Annotated in this window: 13 protein-coding genes and 1 pseudogene; 5 read left to right on the forward strand and 9 right to left on the reverse strand. The window is 74.3% G+C overall.

Annotated features, from left to right (window positions below; translation table 11 throughout):
* Positions 1-15 precede the first annotated feature (15 nt).
* Positions 16-3,270, reverse strand: a complete 3,255-nt coding sequence (locus tag HNR68_RS25420) for an ATP-dependent helicase (RefSeq protein ID WP_218889762.1) — start codon at positions 3,268-3,270, stop codon at positions 16-18.
* Between the two features lie 244 nt (positions 3,271-3,514).
* Positions 3,515-6,685 (reverse strand): PD-(D/E)XK nuclease family protein, encoded by a 3,171-nt coding sequence (locus HNR68_RS25425; RefSeq protein WP_179724235.1) that lies wholly within the window; start codon positions 6,683-6,685, stop codon positions 3,515-3,517.
* Between the two features lie 262 nt (positions 6,686-6,947).
* Between HNR68_RS25425 and HNR68_RS25430 the strand changes: the two genes are divergently transcribed.
* Entirely contained in the window at positions 6,948-7,928 is a 981-nt protein-coding gene (locus HNR68_RS25430) for a glycoside hydrolase family 18 protein (protein WP_179724236.1), read from the forward strand.
* 76 nt (positions 7,929-8,004) lie between these two features.
* A pseudogene (locus HNR68_RS25435) lies at positions 8,005-8,294 on the forward strand (MGMT family protein).
* A 16-nt stretch (positions 8,295-8,310) separates the two neighbouring features.
* Here the strand turns inward: HNR68_RS25435 and HNR68_RS25440 are convergent.
* From HNR68_RS25440 to HNR68_RS25460, 5 genes are all read right to left on the reverse strand, one after another.
* A complete protein-coding gene (locus tag HNR68_RS25440) occupies positions 8,311-9,138 on the reverse strand; it encodes a uroporphyrinogen-III synthase (RefSeq protein WP_179724237.1) in 828 nt (275 codons plus the stop codon).
* A gap of 48 nt (positions 9,139-9,186) precedes the next feature.
* A complete protein-coding gene (locus HNR68_RS25445; protein WP_179724238.1) occupies positions 9,187-9,984 on the reverse strand; it encodes a TIGR02569 family protein in 798 nt (265 codons plus the stop codon).
* 158 nt (positions 9,985-10,142) lie between these two features.
* Positions 10,143-11,315 (reverse strand): adenylyltransferase/sulfurtransferase MoeZ, encoded by a 1,173-nt coding sequence (gene moeZ / locus HNR68_RS25450; RefSeq protein WP_179724239.1) that lies wholly within the window; start codon positions 11,313-11,315, stop codon positions 10,143-10,145.
* 171 nt (positions 11,316-11,486) lie between these two features.
* Positions 11,487-12,503 (reverse strand): DUF3152 domain-containing protein, encoded by a 1,017-nt coding sequence (locus HNR68_RS25455; RefSeq protein WP_179724240.1) that lies wholly within the window; start codon positions 12,501-12,503, stop codon positions 11,487-11,489.
* A gap of 102 nt (positions 12,504-12,605) precedes the next feature.
* Positions 12,606-13,607, reverse strand: coding sequence for an alpha/beta fold hydrolase (locus tag HNR68_RS25460; protein ID WP_343050404.1), 1,002 nt, complete (start codon positions 13,605-13,607; stop codon positions 12,606-12,608).
* Positions 13,608-13,735: 128 nt separating this feature from the next.
* Between HNR68_RS25460 and HNR68_RS25465 the strand changes: the two genes are divergently transcribed.
* Positions 13,736-14,356, forward strand: coding sequence for a TetR/AcrR family transcriptional regulator (locus HNR68_RS25465; RefSeq protein WP_179724241.1), 621 nt, complete (start codon positions 13,736-13,738; stop codon positions 14,354-14,356).
* A 45-nt stretch (positions 14,357-14,401) separates the two neighbouring features.
* Here HNR68_RS25465 and HNR68_RS25470 read toward each other — a convergent pair whose 3' ends face one another.
* Together HNR68_RS25470 and HNR68_RS25475 are read right to left on the reverse strand one after the other, a co-directional pair.
* Positions 14,402-15,313 carry an alpha/beta fold hydrolase gene (locus HNR68_RS25470; protein WP_179724242.1) on the reverse strand — a complete coding sequence of 304 codons (912 nt, stop codon included), beginning with the start codon at positions 15,311-15,313 and terminating at the stop codon, positions 14,402-14,404.
* A complete protein-coding gene (locus HNR68_RS25475) occupies positions 15,310-16,209 on the reverse strand; it encodes an AurF N-oxygenase family protein (protein WP_179724243.1) in 900 nt (299 codons plus the stop codon). The genes HNR68_RS25470 and HNR68_RS25475 overlap by 4 nt, the downstream gene beginning before the upstream one ends.
* A 56-nt stretch (positions 16,210-16,265) precedes the next feature.
* Here HNR68_RS25475 and HNR68_RS25480 point away from each other — a divergent pair, with 56 nt between their 5' ends.
* Positions 16,266-17,021 carry a TetR family transcriptional regulator gene (locus tag HNR68_RS25480; protein ID WP_179724244.1) on the forward strand — a complete coding sequence of 252 codons (756 nt, stop codon included), beginning with the start codon at positions 16,266-16,268 and terminating at the stop codon, positions 17,019-17,021.
* Entirely contained in the window at positions 17,014-17,322 is a 309-nt protein-coding gene (locus tag HNR68_RS25485) for a DUF4873 domain-containing protein (protein ID WP_179724245.1), read from the forward strand. Before HNR68_RS25480 ends, HNR68_RS25485 begins: the two co-directional genes overlap by 8 nt.
* Positions 17,323-17,395: the final 73 nt, after the last annotated feature.

Consider the following 17,395-nt stretch of genomic DNA (forward strand, 5'->3'; position numbering starts at 1 on the left):
CGCCACTCGAAGGTGTTACGACCCCGCTTCGGGGACCGACGTGATGAGCTCGCGGAGGCCGTCGGCGTCGAGCAGGTCCACCGGGCGCAGGGTGTGGTCGTGGCGGACGTAGTGGAACACCGCGCGCACCTTCTCCAGCGGTGTGCGGGAGAGTTCCGCCCACGCCAGGCGGTAGACCGCCAGCTGCACCGACAGCGCGGGCAGCCGGTCGGCACCGGGCACCGCGCCGGTCTTCCAGTCCACCACCGTCCAGCCGCCGTCGGGGTCGCGGAACACCGCGTCCATCCGGCCGCGCAGGACGATCCCCTCGACCTGCGTCTCGAACGGCACCTCCACCCGGTGCGGGGTGCGGTCCGCCCACGATCCGGCGAGGAACGCCTGCTGCAGCTCTTCCAGGTCCTCCTGCAGCGGCGCGGACTCGTCGGCGGCGCCGGGCAGTTCGTCGACGTCCAGCAGCGCGGAGGAGGTGAACCGGTGCTCCAGCCAGGCGTGGAACGCGGTGCCGCGCCGGGTCATCGGGTTCGGCGGGAAGGGCAGCGGGCGGCGCAACCGCCGCGCCAGGCCGTCGGTGTCCGCAGCGAGCTCCACGAGCTGGCTGACCGACAGGTGCTCGGGCAGCCGGACCTGCTCGCGGCGCTGCGCGGCCGCGGCGCGCTCGGCGAGCAGCACGTCGACGTCGCGGGCCCAGCCCTCCTCGTCGTCCTCGTCCGGCTCCGCGGAGTCCACTTCGGACATCGCCGCGCGCACCATCTCCGCGCCCTCGGCCACGGCCGCGCGCCGCGGGCCCAGCGGGTCGACCGGCCACTCCGCGCTGCGCACCGCTTCGGCCAGCGGGTTCGGCTCGTCCTCGGCGGGTTCCGGGGCCACGCGGTCGAGCACGCCCGCCCCGGAGTCCTGCAGCACCTCGGCCAGTTCCCGGAGGAACGCCGACGGGCCCTTCGGCTTGTCGCCGTTCTCGCCCCACCAGTGCCCGGAGAGCAGCAGCGTCCGCTCCGCGCGCGTGACCGCCACGTAGAGCAGCCGGCGCTCCTCGGCGATGCGCCGCTCCTCGAACTCCTCGTCGTGCAGGTGCAGCGCCTCGCTGATCTCCTTGCGGTCCATGCCGGACAGCCGGTCGAGGTCGAGCCGCGGGAGGTCCTCGGCGTCGCCGCGCAGCTCGGCGGGCAGCTGGGTCACCGAGCGCAGCCAGGACGACGACTTGCGCTTGCCGGGGAAGACGTCCCGGACCAGGTGCGGCACCGCCACCACCTGCCACTCCAGCCCCTTGGCCGCGTGCACGGTCAGCACCTGCACGCGGTCCTCGGCCACCTCGACCTCGCCGGGTTCCAGCCCGTCCTCGGCGCGTTCGGCGGCCGACAGGTAGTCCAGCAGCGCGGGCAGGGTCGCCGAGGGGCTGGTCGTGGCGAAGCTGGTGACCACGTCAGCGAAGGCGTCCAGGTGGATCCGGCCCGGCCCCACCGACCGCGCGATGCTCTCGATGTCCAGCAGCAGGGTGCGCTCGACGTCAGCGACCAGCTCGGGCAGCGGCTGGTCGAGGCGCCGCCGCAGGTTGGCCAGTTCCGTGCCGAGCTTGCGGATGCGCTCGTACCCGGCGGCGGAGTAGCGCGACGGGTCACCGGGGTCGTCGAGGGCGTCGGCCAGCCCGGCCTGCTCGGCGTTCTCGCCCGGCAGCGCCGCGGTGACCACGGCGGACGGGTCGTCGGAGCCGGGTTCTGCGACCGCCTGCGCGCCGAGCTCGCGCGCCCGGTCCCACAGCGCGGCGATGTCCGCGGCACCCAGGCGCCAGCGGGAGCCGGTGAGCAGCCGCATCGCGGCGGTGCCGGCGAGCGGGTCGACCAGCAGGCGCAGCGCGCTGACCAGGTCGCGCACCTCGGCTTCGTCGAGCAGCCCGCCGAGGCCGACGACCTCCACCGGGAGCCCGCGTTCGCGCAGCACGGCGGCGATGTCGGCCATGTCCGCGCGGCGCCGCACCAGCACGGCGGCCGTCGGGGGCGTGCCGGTCTCGTCGAGCGCGGCCTGCCACTGGGTGGCGATCTGGTCGGCGACCCACTCGAGCTCCTCGCGGACGTCCCCGGCCAGGGCCAGCCGGATGTCGCCCGGCGGGGCGTCGTCCCGGGCGCGCAGCTCGTCGACCTCGAGACCGGTGCGGCGCAGCGGCTCGGACACCGCGTTGGCGACCCGCAGCACCTCCGGTGGGTTGCGGAAGCTGGTCAGCAGCCCGTAGCGGCGGGCGGGCCGGCCGTCCTCGCGCGGGAAGTCGGTGGTGAAGCGCGGCAGGTTCGCCGCGCTCGCGCCGCGCCAGCCGTAGATCGCCTGCGCCGGGTCGCCGACCGCCGTGACCGGCAGCGGGTCGCCCTGGCCGAACAGCGACCGCAGCAGCACCCGCTGCGCGTGCCCGGTGTCCTGGTACTCGTCGAGCAGCACGGCGCCGTAGCGGGCCCGCTCGCCCGCGACCACCTCGGGGTGCTCGGCGGCCAGCAGCGCGGCGAGCGACATCTGGTCGGCGAAGTCCATCGCGCCTTCCCGCCGCTTGCTCTGCGCGTACTCCTCGACCAGCGGCAGCAGTGCGACCCGCAGCTGCTGCGTGGCGACGACCTTCACCAGCTCCTGCGGCAGGTTCGCGCGCTGTCCCTTGGCGCGGGGCGCGTTCTCGATGACCTGGCACAGCCGCTCGGCGTGGTCGCGCAGGTCGCTCGGGTCCACGAGGTGCTCGGCGAGCTCCCCGGCCAGGTGCAGCACGTAGCTGGTCACCGTGGACGGCACCTTGTCGGTGTCGAGGTCCTCGGTCCAGGTCCCGACCACGCGGTGCGCGAGCTGCCACGACGCCGTCTCGCTCAGCAGCCGCGCGCCCGGCTCGACCGGCACCCGCAGCCCGTGCTCGCCGACGATCCGCCCGGCGTAGGCGTGGTAGGTCAGCACGGTCGGCTCTTCGGTGAGGACCGTGGAGCGCAGCTGCCCGCTCGGGTCGACCTCGTCGAGCAGGCCCGACCCGGCGAGCCGGCGCAGTCGAGCGCGGACCCGGTCGGCGAGCTGCCGCGCGGCCTTGCGGGTGAAGGTGAGGCCGAGGACGCGCTCCGGCGTGACCAGCTGGTTGGCGACGAGCCAGACCACGCGCGCGGCCATGGTCTCGGTCTTGCCCGCACCCGCGCCCGCGACGACGAGCGCTGGTTCGGCGGGCGCGGCGATGACCGCGGCCTGCTCCGGCGTCGGCGGGTGCAGGCCCAGCGCCTGCGCGATCCGCTGCGGACTGACCTTCGCCTCGCTCACCAGCACACCTCCCCTCTCCGGCGTCGCCGTGCTCCCGGCGCAACTCCGATGGGGGTCCCAGCCCCGACGTCGGTGGGACTCGCGGCCCCCCGACGCGCCGCCCCCCAGCTCACCGGGACACCGCGCACCGGGACACAGCGCGACGAGGCCCGGCCCACGGGTCCTCGGCGCGCGGGCGGCCGGGGACCACGGAGCGCGACTCCCGTGGACGTCGCGGGGGCCACGGCACCGGTCGGCTCGGGCTCGGTCACCGGGGGACCTGCCTTCCGGCCGGGTGGACCGGGCAGCAGGTGCGGGCCGGGCAGCGAGGGCAGTCGGAGTTCTCCGCGGCCACGTAGACCGGGCCGAGGCTGTCGGCGGCGGCCTTGTGCACCACGTCCAGCCACACCGCGATCCGCTCGTCGTCCAGCGCCTGCTGGGCGCGCTCGGTGGCCGCCCCCGTGCGGTCGGCCTTCGCCACGTACAGCAGCCGGGCCCCGCCCGGGCCGTCGTGCTCGCCGAACGCACCGAGGGCGGCGGCGAGCTGGTAGACCGCCAGCTGCGGGTGCTCCTCGGCGTCGCCCTTGCTGACCGGGTTCTTGCCCGTCTTGACGTCGACCACGACGGGTCGGCCCTCGCCGTCGACCTCCAGCCGGTCGACCCGCCCGCGCAGCCGCAGCCACGGGCCGCCCTCTCGGGCGGGCACCGTGACGTCGAGGTCCTGCTCCACACCGACCTGGGTGAGCTCGGACCGCGACTGCGCCAGCCAGGTCACGAACGCGTCGAGCATCCCCTCCACGCGCTGGCGCTCCTTGCGGGAGAACCAGGGGGCACCGGCGTCCACCGACTCCCAGGCGTCGTCGAGGGCCTTGCGCAGCTGCGCCGCGTCCGCGCCGTCCGCGGCCGCCTGCACGAGCGCGTGCACCAGGGTCCCGGTGATCGAGGCGAGCTCGGCGGTGTCCTGACCGCCGTGCCGCTCCACCAGCCAGCGCAGCGGGCACTTCGCCAGTACGTCCACAGTGGAGGGTGAAACGCGCACCGGCTCGTCACCGGTCACCAGCGGCCGCTCCGTGGAGGGCTCCGGCAGCCCGTACCAGGTGTCCGGGCTGGCGCCCGGGACGCCCGCCGCCGCCAGCCGCGCCAGCTGCTTCGCCGCGCGCCGGCGCCGTCGCGGCTCGGCTTCGGCGTCGCACACCACCCGGCGCAGCTCGCCGACCAGGTCGGCCAGCGCCAGACCGCGCTCCGGGCGGGCGATCGGCCGCTCCACCACGTCGGGGTCGCTGTCCACGCCCTCCAGCTCGTCGAGGAACCGCGAGGGCTGGGCGTCCTCCCCGCGCACCGCGCTGACCAGCAGGTTCCGCCGCGCCCGGCTGGCCGCGACGCGCAGCAGCCGGCGTTCTTCGGCCAGCAGCGGGGCGGTGGCCGACACCCGCTCGGCGTCCATCCCGGACAGCACGTCCACCAGCCGCTCCACGCCGAGCAGCGAGCCGCGCAGCCGCAGGTCGGGCCAGACGCCCTCCTGGACGCCGGGGATCGCCACGACCTCCCACTCCTGGCCGCTCGCGGCGTGCGCGGTGAGCACCTGGACGGCGTTGTCGCGGGGCGCGGTCGGGGCCAGCGAGCTGCCCGCGATCTGCTGGCTGGTCAGGTAGTCGGCGAAGCCGGCGGCGTCCGCGCCGGGCAGCCGGTCGACGAACTGGGCGGCCGCGTCGAACAGCGAGACCACGGCGTCCAGGTCCCGGTCGGCCTGCGCGCCGACGGCGCCGCCCCGCTCGGTCTGCGCCAGCCAGCGCTTCTCCAGACCGCTGGCCTTCCAGACCCGCCACAGGGTCTCCTCGACGCTGTGCCCGGCCCGCACCGACTCGGTGGCCGTGCGCAGCAACGCCGCGACCCGGCGGGCGGGTTCGGCGGCGGAGTCCTCCAGCGCTGCGAGGCGGTCGTCGTCCTGCAGCACCTCCACCAGCAGTTCCCCGCTGCCGCGGTCGCCGCCCGCGGCGAGTTCGAGGCGGCGGAGCCCGCGGCGCAGCCGGCGCAGCGCCAGCGGGTCGGCGCCGCCGAGCGGCGAGGCGAGCAGTTCGGCGGCGGCCTCCGGGTCGAGCTCGTGCGGCCGCGCGGCGCACCGCAGGAGTGTCAACAGTGGACGGACCGCGGTGCGCTGCGCCAGCGGGACGTCGTCGACCGGCAGCGCGATCGGCACGCCCGCGGCGAGCAGCGCGCGGCGCAGCACCGGCAGCGACAGACCGGTGGAGCGCACCACGACCGCCATCTCCGACCACGGGACCTCGTCGAGCAGGTGCGCCCGGCGCAGCTGGTCGGCGACCCAGTGCGCCTCCTGCGCTTCGGTGGCGAACAGCCGCACCTGCACCGCCCCGTCGGGACTGTCCTCGGGCTCGACCAGCCTGCGCTGCGGGCCCGAGCCCGGCAGCCGCTCGGCCAACCGCTGCACCGCTTCGCGGACCGCCTTGGACATGCGGTGGTCGATGGTGAGCACCTCGGTGCTGTCGCCGTCCGGGTCGGAGTCCACCAGGCAGCGCGGGTCGGCGCCGCGGAAGGAGTACACGGCCTGGTCCGGGTCGCCGACGAGCACGAACTCGGTGGCGGTGTCACCGAGCCGCCTGATCAGCCAGTACTGCTGCGGGTCCAGGTGCTGCGCGTCGTCGACGAACACGTAGCGCACCCGGTCCTGCTCGGCGGCGAGCAGCCCGGGATCGGTGTCGAAGGCCAGCAGCGCCGAGCCGACCAGCTCGGCGGCGTCCAGCGCGGGCGCCTGCGCGCCTCCGGCGCCGCGCAGCAGGGTGACCTGCTCGTACTGCCGGGCGAACGTGCCTGCGGCGACCCACTCGGGCCGGTCGTGCTGGCGGCCGAGCGCCACCAGCCGCTCCGGGCCCACGCCGCGCTCGGCGGCGCGCAGCAGGAGGTCGCGCAGCTCCTCGGCGAAGCCGGGGACGGACAGCGCCGGGCGCAGCGGCTCCGGCCAGTCACGGGCCCCTTCCTCCACGTCACCGGCCAGCAGCTCGCGCACCAGCGCGTCCTGGTCCGGGCCGTTGAGCAGCTGGGGCGGCGGCAGCTCGTCGCGCACGGCCTGCAGCCGCAGCACCGCGAAGGCGTAGGAGTGCACGGTCCGCACCAGGGGTTCGGGCGCGGTGCGCAGCTCGGAGGAGGTGCCGGTGAGCAGCCGGGTGATCTCGGTGCGCATCCACGCCGCGGCGCGCCGGCTCGCGGTGAGCACCAGGACGTTCTCCGGCGAGACCCCGCGGTGGCGGATCCGGTCCGCGGCCAGCTCGGCGATGAGCGTGCTCTTGCCGGTCCCGGGGCCGCCGAGCACGCGGAGGAAGCCGAAGGAGTGCTCCAGCACCCGCCGGCCGGCCGCGTCCCAGGTGGTGCGCCGCCGCGCGCGGTCGGCGCGGCGCACGAGGACGGGCGCGGTCGGGGAAGCCACGCACCGATGGAACCACGCGGCGACGACGAGATCGCGATGGGCTCGCGGACGGCCCCGTGATCTCGCCCGCAGGCGGCGCGCCTCCCGAACGCCGTTCGGCGCCTGCGGTTTTCCCGCTCGCTCAGCGCACCTCACTGTGAAATCAAGTCCGACTTTTGGTGGTACAGACCTTTTTGCGCCTCTGGCAGTGTTCCGGATCACCACGGGCTCCCCCGCCCGTGACCTGCGAAAGCAGGCCCCGAACGCCCCGAAGGAGGAAACCGTGAGCAAGGTCCGGAAGAGCCTGCTTGCCTGTGCCGCGGCGACGGCCGCGCTCGCCCTCGGCGCTGTCCCCGCGCTGAGCGCCGAGGCGCCCGACGCCCCCGCCGCCGCCTCTCCGTCCGCGGCCGCGCCCTACCTCTACAACGGCTGGGGCAACCCGCCGGCGGTCAGCGAGGTGATGAGCGCCACCGGCATCAAGGACTTCACGCTGGCGTTCATCCTCTCCGACGGCACCTGCAACCCGGCCTGGGACGGCACCCGGCCGCTGGACGGCCCGGACAAGGCCACGATCGACGAGGTCCGCGCCGGCGGCGGCGACGTCATCCCGTCCATCGGCGGCTGGTCCGGCAACAAGCTCGGCGAGGTCTGCCAGGACGCGCAGTCGCTGGCCGGGGCGTACCAGAAGGTCATCGACGCCTACGGGCTCAAGGCCATCGACATCGACATCGAGGCGTCGGAGTTCGAGACCCCCGAGGTGCAGGACCGGGTCCTCGAGGCGCTCAAGGCGGTCAAGGAGGCCAACCCCGGCCTGCAGACCGTGATCACCATGGGCACCACGACCGCCGGGCCGAACGAGCACGGCCAGCGGCTGATCACCAAGGCCGCGGAGATCGGCGCGGACATCGACGTGTGGACGCAGATGCCGTTCAACTTCGGCGGCACGGACATGGCGGCCGACACCATCAGCGCCACCGAGGGGCTCAAGGAGCAGCTCAAGAGCGCCTTCGGCTACAGCGACGCGGAGGCGTACGCGCACGCCGGCATCTCCTCGATGAACGGCAACACCGACAGCGGTGAGGTCGTCACCCCGGCCGACTTCCAGGAGATGGCCGACTACGCCAAGGAGAAGGGCCTCGGCCGGTTCACCTTCTGGTCGGTGAACCGGGACCGCCCGTGCGACGGTGGCGGCGCGGACTCCTGCAGCGGCATCGACCAGCAGCCGTGGGAGTTCACCTCGATCGTCGCCGGCTTCCAGGGCTGAGCACGCACCGCGGACGGCCCGCCCCGCTGCCCGGGCGGGTCGTCCGCCGCGGCTGACCGGCGGTAGCGTCGGTGCCGTGGACGAGGAGACGGTGGAGCAGGTGCGGGCGGTCGTGGCGTCGATCCCGCCCGGGTCGGTGCTCTCCTACGGCGACGTGGCCGAGCTCGCCGGGCTGCGCTCGGCGCGGCTCGTGGGGCGCGTCCTCGCCGAGGACGGCGCCGACCTGCCGTGGCACCGGGTCCTGCGCGCCGACGGCACGGTCGCCGACCACCTCCGGCACCGCCAGCTGGAGCTGCTGCGCGCCGAGGGCGTGCTCGCCGACGGCGCCCGCGTCGACGGCGAGCACGCCACCGCTGGGGTTCCTGACGTCCACTGCGGACGGTCAGCGCGCCGCGAACGCCGGGAGCTCGTCGGCCACCAGGCGCACCAGGTTCGCGGTGCGCGAGCGCTCCGGCGTGACGTGCGGCAGTCCCGCCGCCGCGAGCGGGGCCGCGGTGACCGGCCCGACGCAGGCGACGAGGACGTCGTCGCGCAGCACCTCCCGCAGCCGCTCGCCGCGCCCGGTGCGGTCCGCCCGGGCGAGGAAGTTCGTGGCCGCGGGCGCGCTGGTGAACGTCAGCGCGTCCACCTCCCCGCGCAGCGTCGCGTCGAGCAGCTCGTCCAGCGGGCCCAGGTCCACCGGGTCCGTCCAGCGGTAGACGGTCACCGGGACCACCTCCGCCCCCGCGTCGCGCAACGCCCCGCGGAAGGCGAGCATCGGGTCGCCGTGCACCTGGAGCACCACGCGCTTGCCCGCCAGGTCCTGCTCCAGCAGGTGCGCCAGCACCTCGGCGGACTCCTCCGACGGCGAGGTGAAGGACTCCACCAGACCGGCACCGCGCACCGCGCCGCGCGCCTTCGCGCCGCGCGCCACCACCTCGGCGGACCGCAGGTGCTCCCGCAGCCGCTCGCCGACACCGGTCTGGTCGGCGGCCTCGAACCAGCCGCGGAACCCGACCCCGGTGATCGCCACGACGTGGTCGACCGGCGCGGCCAGCACCTCCTGGGTCGCCGCGGCGAGCTCGCCGTCCTCCGGCAGCGGCACCGTGTGCATCGCCGCCCCGAACACCACGCGAGCACCCCGCCGGGCGAGCAGCGCCCCGATCTCCTCGGCCTTGCGCTCGGCCGTCACGCCCACCGTGAAGCCGCGCAGCGGCTGGTCCTCCTCCACGGCCCCATCCTCACACCCGGTGGCGGCGGTGGTGAAGCGGACCGCGGCCTAGAGCACTTCGAGGACCATCTGGGAAGCGCGTTCCAGACCGGTCAGGGTCTGCGCCGTCGCGCGCGGGTGCAGGGCGTGCACCGCCAGCCGGAACAGCAGCGCCCGCAGCAGCGCCTGCGGCCAGTCGGCCAGGTGCGACCAGCGTTCCACGATCGCCGCGTCCGCGCCGCCCCACGCCAGCGCGTCGATCACCACGACCGCGGCCGCCCACTCCGCGGGCCGCCAGTACGGGTTGAAGTCGATGATGCCGGGCGGGGCGTCGTCGGCGAACAACACGTTGCCGAACAGGTCGCCGTGCACCACCTGCGGTCCCAACTGGACCTCGCGCCGCGAGCCGGCGAGCACGTCGTAGAGCCGCCCGCCCTTCTCCTCCGGCAGCGCGTACTCCTCCTCGCCCCAGGCCATCCGGTCGGCGAGCGCGTAGATGTCCTGGCGGGTCTGGAGGAACCGCGGCCGGGCGAGGAACCGGCTCGCCGAGTGCAGGCGCAGCGACATCGCCACCACGTCGTCGTGCCGAGGTTCGGCGCGACCGGCGATGTTCCGGCTGGCCGACCACCCGGACACCACCCAGCGGCCGTCGGTGGAGCGGACCGGGCGGGACACCCGCACCTCGTCCGGCTCCAGCAGGTCGAGGGTCTGCGCGACCCACGCGGCCTCGGCGGTGTTGGCGGCGGGCTTGAGCACGATGTCCCCGCACCGCCAGGCGACCGCGCCCTCGAGCGGTTCCGGGTCCTCGACGCGCGCACCGAATGCCGCGCGCACGTGCGGCGGTGGCGGCTCCGGCGTAAGACTCACGCGCCTGACGCTACCGCGATGATCGCCGAATCCACAGCAGGCACTCCGAAGCCCGCGCACTTCACGCCGAACGGCGGCGGGCCGGCGGGTGCCACCGCACCCGCCGGCCCGCTGCCGCGTCGTGACGCGCGCCACCGTCCCCCCTGGGACGGACGCGCTCAGTACGTCGGGAGGCTCGGGTCGACCTCCTTGGCCCAGCCGAGGACACCGCCACCGACGTGCACCGCGTCCGAGAAGCCGGCCTTGTGCAGGGCGGCCAGCGCCTCCGCCGAACGGCCACCGGACTTGCAGTGCAGGACGATCTTGCGGTCCTGCGGCAGCTCCGCCAGCGCCTCGCCGGAGAGGATGCGGTCCTTCGGGATCAGCTTCGAGCCCTCGATCTTGACGATCTCGTACTCGTGCGGCTCCCGGACGTCGATCAGCTCGAACTTCTCGCCCCGGTCGAACATCTCCTTGAGCTCGGTCGGGGTGATGGTGCTGCCCGCCGCGGCCTGCTGCGCGTCGGCGGAGACCACACCGCAGAACGCCTCGTAGTCGATCAGCTCGGTGATCGGCTTCGCGTCCGGGTCCTTGCGGATCTTGACGGTGCGGTAGCTCATCTCGAGCGCGTCGTAGATCATCAGCCGGCCGAGCAGCGTCTCGCCGATGCCGGTGATCAGCTTGATCGCCTCGTTGACCATGATCGAGCCGATGGAGGCGCACAGCACGCCGAGGACACCGCCCTCGGCGCACGAGGGCACCATGCCGGGCGGCGGCGGCTCGGGGTAGAGGTCGCGGTAGTTCGGGCCGTACTGGTCCCAGAACACGCTGGCCTGGCCCTCGAAGCGGAAGATCGAGCCCCAGACGTACGGCTTGCCGAGCAGCACGGCCGCGTCGTTGACCAGGTACCGGGTGGCGAAGTTGTCCGTGCCGTCCAGGATCAGGTCGTAGTCGCGGAAGATGTCGAGCGCGTTCTCCGACGTCAGGTGCGTCTGGTGCAGGTTCACCTTGACGAACGGGTTGACCTCGGCGATCGAGTCGCGCGCCGACTCGGCCTTCGGCCGCCCGAGGTCGGACTGCCCGTGGATGACCTGGCGGTGCAGGTTGGACTCGTCGACCTCGTCGAACTCCACGATGCCCAGGGTGCCCACGCCGGCCGCTGCCAGGTACAGCAGCGCCGGGCTGCCCAAGCCGCCGGCGCCGACCACCAGCACCTTGGCGTTCTTCAGCCGCTTCTGCCCGTCCATCCCGACGTCCGGGATGATCAGGTGGCGGCTGTAGCGCGCGACCTCTTCCTTGGTCAGCTCAGCCGCCGGTTCGACCAGCGGCGGCAGCGACGTTGCGCCGGACATTCCCAGCTCCTCCTCCATGGTGGGCGCCACCCACGTGCGAGCACGTCGACGGCACCTCGAGCGTCCCCGGAGCGCCCGAACGCGGGCCTCACGGAATCTGCAACGCAAGACTCCCCGATGGTCTTCCGCAACCCCAAACCGCTCCCACACTCCGGGACGCCCGCGCGGGCGTCACCCGAGGGGGAACGGCCAGGGGTTCGGCTTGCAGACGAAACCGTCCGCGGGGATCTTCGTGCCCTGGTCAGCGATCTTGTTGAGCTCGTGCAGCTCGTTGTTCGAGACGCTGAAGGTCTGCTGCATCATCACCGGCGCCAGCCCGCCCTGCGTGGGGCAGCCCACGTGCTTGTTGCCGAAGACGTGGCCGACCTCGTGGTTGACCGCGTACCGGCGGTAGCTGCCGAGGTCGCCCTGGTACGCCACCGCACCGCGCACCCAGCGGGCCGCGCTGAGGTAGACGATCTCGCCCTTGCGGCACGAGCTGTCGTAGGGCACGCCGTTGCTGTAGTCGCACGCCTCGCGCGCGGTCTGCTGGCTGACCAGGATCACCCGGAAGTCCGGGCTCGGGCCGTCGGCGTCCACCCGCTGCAGCGAGATCGGCCCGGAGCTGGTGCCGCCCTGCGGGTTGGTCCAGCTGCGCGGGTCGGACAGCGTCGCCTGCACCACGCTGCCGAACTCGGCCTCGGGGTCGCCCAGCTCCACCCCGACCTCGATCTCGACGGTGTAGCGGTACAGCCGCCCGTCGCCGACCCTCTCGGACGTGCCGGGCAGCACCCGGAACGTGCGCGCGCCGGTCTCCGGGATCGGGCCGCCGGGGGGCAGGTCGGCGGAGAACATGTCCGAGCTGAACTTCTGCCCCGGTGCCGCTTCGGTGACGACCGGCTCGTCCGGGGCGTCCGCCCCGATCGCGGCCTGGCTCTCGGTCTCGGTGCTGGCGTCGCCGTCGCCGGGCCGGACGGTCTGGAACACGGCGAGCGCGCTGATCACCACCAGCAGCGGGACCGCGTAGACCCGCCAGCCGTACCGGGACAGCACGCCCTCGCGCCGGGGCGCCGCCTCGTCGAGGTCCTCGTCGGGCTCGGGGTCCCAGGACGCCGCGAGCGGCTCGCCCGCCTGTGCTCGAGGAGTGCCACGACCGGCCGGGCGGCGGTCGCCTGAGGTGTCACGAGATCGTTGCGGCGGGCGGGTCACGCACCATAGCGTGCCACAACCCGTTCCGCACCCTGTGTCACACCAGCCACTCCTCGTGGCGACCACGTCGAGGTGGCTGGCGGACCGGACGTGACCGGGGCGTCACCAGTCCTCGGACTCCACCAGGCCGAGGACCGCCCGCGCCACCACCGTGGGCCGCTCCACCTGCGCGACGTGCCCGGTCCGCGGCAGCACGAGGAGCCTGCCGCGCGGGAGCAGCCGCGCGGTGCGCGGCGCCCGGCGCACCGACACCACCCGGTCCGCCGCGCCCCACACCACCAGCGCCGGGGCGCTGACCTGCGACAGCAGTCGCCACAGCGACTTCGTGGGCGGCACCAGCCAGGACCGCACCAACTCCACGGTGGTGCGCCCCAGCGCGTGGCCCGCCCACGGCAGGCCGTCGCGCTCGGCGAACTCCTCGACCGCCTCGGCGAAGCGGTGCGGCGGCACCACGGACGGGTCGGCGAAGCACAGCCGGATGAGCTGCGCGGCCCGCTCGGCCGGGGTCGTGGTGGCCAGCCGGCGGCGCGTCCGGGCGCCCAGCACCGGCACCATGGCCAGCGCGATCCGCGGGTCGGACATCCGCCGCGGGTCCAGCCGCAGGTCGGGCACGGCCGGGGAGACCAGCGTCAGCGTGCTCACCAGGTCGGGGCGCCGCGCGGCGACCTCGACCGCCACCGCCGCGCCGAAGGAGTTGCCGGTCAGGTGCACCGGCCCCGGCAGCTGCGCCAGGAGCTCGATCACCACGTCCGCGTTGGCCTGGCGGGTGAAGGGGAACGCCCGCGGCGGTTCGGTGCGGCCGAAACCGGGCAGGTCCACCGCGATGCTGCGCAGCCGGCCGGCCAGCACCGCGGCGAGGTCGGTCCAGTTCGTCGCGGACCCGGCCAGCCCGTGCAGGTGCACCGCGGTCTCCGCGGTCGCCGACGGGCCGGGCGTCTCCCGCACGTGCAGCCGCACCGGCCCCCAGCTGGTGGCGAGGTCGACGTGCCGACCAGGTGACGGCTTCGCGGTGAGGTCGAGCGGCGCAAGGCCGTCGACCGCCAGCGGCACCCGAGTCAGCTCCCGTCGGCCCAGCCGGGCGGCGGCAGACGTCGTCGTGGTCACAGCTCCAGGATGACCACCCCGCCGACCACCGGATTTCGCGGCCCACCACTACCGGCGAGTAGAGTCGGTGCCCACCGGTGTGTCCGCGAGGCCACCGGGTGTTCAACTGTGATCGGGTGGAGGCGAGGATGACCGAGACCGCGCAGCCGAGCCGAGGTGTCCGGTTGCCCCGCGACGAGCGTCGGGCGCAGCTGCTCGACGCCGCCCAGCACGTGTTCGTGCACAACGGCTACCACGCGGCGGCCATGGACGACATCGCAGAGCGCGCGGGGGTCAGCAAGCCCGTCCTCTACCAGCACTTCCCGGGCAAGCTGGAGCTCTACCTGGCGCTGCTGGAAACGCACGGCAACGAGCTGGTGCGCCGCGTGCGCGAGGCCATCGAGTCCACGACCGACAACAAGCTCCGGGTGCGGGCGGCGATCGGCGCGCTCTACGAGTTCGTCGCGGGCGAGGGCCAGGCGTTCCGGCTGGTGTTCGAGTCCGACCTGCGCGGCGAGCCGGCGGTGGAGCGGGCCGTGGAGAACGCGCTGAACGGCTGCCGGGACGCGATCACCGAGGCGGTGACGGCGGACGCGGGGCTGGACGCCGAGCGCGCCCGCCTGCTGGCGGTGGGCCTGGTCGGGCTCAGCCAGGTGACCGCGCGCTACTGGCTGGAGGAGCGCGGGACGATCTCCCGCGACGAGGCGGTCGGCCTGATGTCCACCCTGGCGTGGAAGGGGCTCGCGGGCTTCCCGCTGCAGAACCCCTGACGGGGTCGTGAGCGCGCAGCGAGGTGCGCGCTCACGACCGACGGGTCAGCGGGCGGCCCGCTCGATGAGGCCGGCGATGCGGCCGGTGACCTCGGCGGTCCGCTCCAGCGGCAGCATGTGCCCCGCTCCCGCGTAGACCAGCAGCTCGGCGTCCGGCAGCGCGTCGGCGATGCGCCGCGCGTGGGCGTGCGGGGTGAGCCGGTCGGCCGTCCCGGAGAGCACGACGGTCGGCACCGACCGCAGCGCGGCCAGCGCGGCGATCCGGTCGTGCACGGCCAGGGATTCGCGGTAGCCGGCCATGTTCGCCGGGTGGCAGGCCGCGACCCACTCCGCGGTGGCCGCCACGTCGGCGGGGTCCGCCCCGGTGCCGAACAGCAGCCAGCGCAGGCCCGGCCGCAGCAGGGACGGCCGGGAGCTCAGCCGCCTGCCGCGCGCCGCCGCGAGCCGCTTGCGCACCGCGCGCTCCCCCTTGTTGACCAGCGACGCCAGCGCCGCGGGCAGCCGGTAGCCCGGCTCCGCGAGGTCGCCGCCCGAGGACGCCACCAGGGCCACCCCGGCGACGCGCTGCGCGACGAGCTCCGGGTGCCGCTCGGCCAGCGCCATGATCGTCATGCCGCCCATCGAGTGCCCGGCCAGCACCACCGGCCCGCTCGGGACCAGCGCGGCGAGCAGCTCGGCGAGGTCGTCGGCGCAGCGCTCGATGGTCGCCGCGCCCGGTCCCGCCGGGTCGCTGTCGCCGTGGCCGCGCAGGTCGTAGCGCAGCGTCCGCACCTCGGTCCCGGCCGCCTTCGGCAGCCCGGCGGCCACCCGGTCCCAGGTGTGCTTGGTGAGCGTCCAGCCGTGCACGAACACCACGGTGACCGGCGCGTCGACCGGTCCCTCCTCGACGACGCGCAACCGGGCGCCGTCGCTGGTGGTGAACTCCTCCGCGGTGGTCTGCGAGATCGTTGTTGTCATCGGATCAGGTGAGCCTTCCTCCACCAGTGCATTCCCGGCCTGCCGACCAGCCCGACTTCCCGCAGGAACGACATGATCTTCTCGCCGCCCCAGTGCAGGGTGTCGTGCCAGTGGGGGTTCCGCCAGGCCGCTTCCATCCCCTCACGCGGGCGGATGCCCACCGCCGCGTACACGTGCGGGTTGACCAGGCTGAAGCAGATGCAGTACGCCACCAGCGCGGTCCAGAACTGGTGGTGGGCGCGCTGCGCGGGGCCGCACTCGGCCATCCGGCGCACCAGCTCCTCGCGCGCGAAGGTGACGTGCCGGGCCTCCTCCAGCACGTGGATCCGGTTGATCATGCGCACCAGCGGCTGGACGCCCTCGTCGTTCATCTGGTCCCGCTGGAAGCGGTCCAGCAGCTCCTCGGCGACCAGGATCGAGGCGTACGCGGACGGACCGCGCAGCGTCGCCGGCAGGATCCGGCCGCCGAGCTTGAGCAGCGGCAGCGGCCCGTAGGCGGGCGCGCCGACCCGGTCGACGGCCTTGGCGAACATCGTGGAGTGGCGGCACTCGTCGCCCACCTCGGTGAGCGCGTACTGCGCGTGCTTGGTGCGGGGGTCGGAGTCGTAGACCTCCTTGAGCAGCATCTGCATCAGCAGCACCTCGAACCACAGGCCGTTGGAGGCGATGCTGGCGAACTCGTGCTTGGTGAGCTCGATGCGCTGCTCGTGGCTGAGCCGGTCCCAGAGCTCGGTGCCGTAGAGCGAGCTGCGGTGGAACGGGATGAACGGCTTGCCCTCCTCCAGCGGCGCGTCCCAGTCCAGGTCGACCTCGGGGTCGTAGCTGTTCCTGGCCGACGAGCCGAGCAGTCTGGCGGCGGTCTTCTCCCGGTCCTTGACCTGCGAGGTCCTGCTCATGGGTCACCTACCCGCGCCGTTGCGTGTTACTTCAGGTAACAGTTACCTTGGGTAGCGTGAGCCGCATCTCCCGGCCTGTCAAGGTCGTCCCGCCTGACGGCGCACGCGGTGACGCGCGCCGGGACCGCTGGCGGGCGCACCGCCAGGCCAGGCGCGCCGAGCTGGTGGAGGCCACCGTGCGGGCGATCGGCAAGCACGGCGCCGAGGTCGGCATGGACGAGATCGCCGCGGAGGCCGGGATCAGCAAGCCGGTGCTCTACCGGCACTTCCACGACAAGAGCGACCTCTACGTCGCGGTCGGCGAGTGGGGCGCGGAGCTGCTCATGGAGCGCCTGCGGCCGCTGTTCCACGAGGGCGGCAGCCCCAACCAGCGGATCCGCCGCCTGCTCGACGCCTACCTCGGCACGATCGAGCAGTACCCGGAGCTGTACCGGTTCGTCGTGCAGCGCCGGTTCGCCGACCGACCGGTGGACACCGACCCGGTGTCCACCGAGAAGACGCTCATCGCCAACTCGCTGTCCCGGGTCCTCGGCGAGTACGTGCGGGCGCTGGGCCTGGACTCCGGCGGGGTGGAGGTCTGGAGCCACGGCCTGGTCGGGATGGTGCAGGCCAGCGGCGACTGGTGGCTGGAACGGCAGTCGATGAGCCGCAGCGACCTGACCGACTACCTGGCGCAGGTCATCTGGCACGCCATCGACGGCGTGCTGCGCGCCGCCGGGCTGGTCATCGACCCCGACGAGCCGTTGGAGATCGACGACCACGGGCTGCGCGTGGTCGACGGAGGCGAGGACGAGGAGGCCGACCGTGGATGACGAGGACGACTACCGCGGACCGGCGACGCTGCACGCCGAGGACCGCGAGATCGCGGTCGAGGTGGTGCTGCGCGGCCACTTCCAGCCGATCGACGGCCGGTTCCACTGGTACGGGCGGGTGGCCGCGCACGACGAGGTCGCCGAGCTCGCCGCGCACCGCGCGACGTCGGTGCTGCTGCGCACGCCGGGGGGCGAGGCCCGCGGCACGCTGTCCGACCCCGACCCGTGGGGCCGCTACCGGATCACCGGCACCGGGCGCCCGCCGTTCCCGACCGACCTCACCGACCACGCGACCGCGTGAGAGCGCGGAGGGCACCTCCCACCCGCTCCACGGCGGACGGGAGGTGCCCTCCGGCTCGTCCTGGTCCTGCGGC

Source organism: Saccharopolyspora hordei, assembly GCF_013410345.1.
Lineage (GTDB): Bacteria > Actinomycetota > Actinomycetes > Mycobacteriales > Pseudonocardiaceae > Saccharopolyspora > Saccharopolyspora hordei.

Bases quoted from the DNA above. Each gene is read 5' to 3' on its own strand.
- HNR68_RS25475 (WP_179724243.1), bottom strand. From the start codon at position 16,209: ATGAGCAGGACCTCGCAGGTCAAGGACCGGGAGAAGACCGCCGCCAGA.
- HNR68_RS25465 (WP_179724241.1), top strand. From the start codon at position 13,736: ATGACCGAGACCGCGCAGCCGAGCCGAGGTGTCCGGTTGCCCCGCGAC.
- HNR68_RS25470 (WP_179724242.1), bottom strand. From the start codon at position 15,313: ATGACAACAACGATCTCGCAGACCACCGCGGAGGAGTTCACCACCAGC.
- moeZ (WP_179724239.1), bottom strand. From the start codon at position 11,315: ATGTCCGGCGCAACGTCGCTGCCGCCGCTGGTCGAACCGGCGGCTGAG.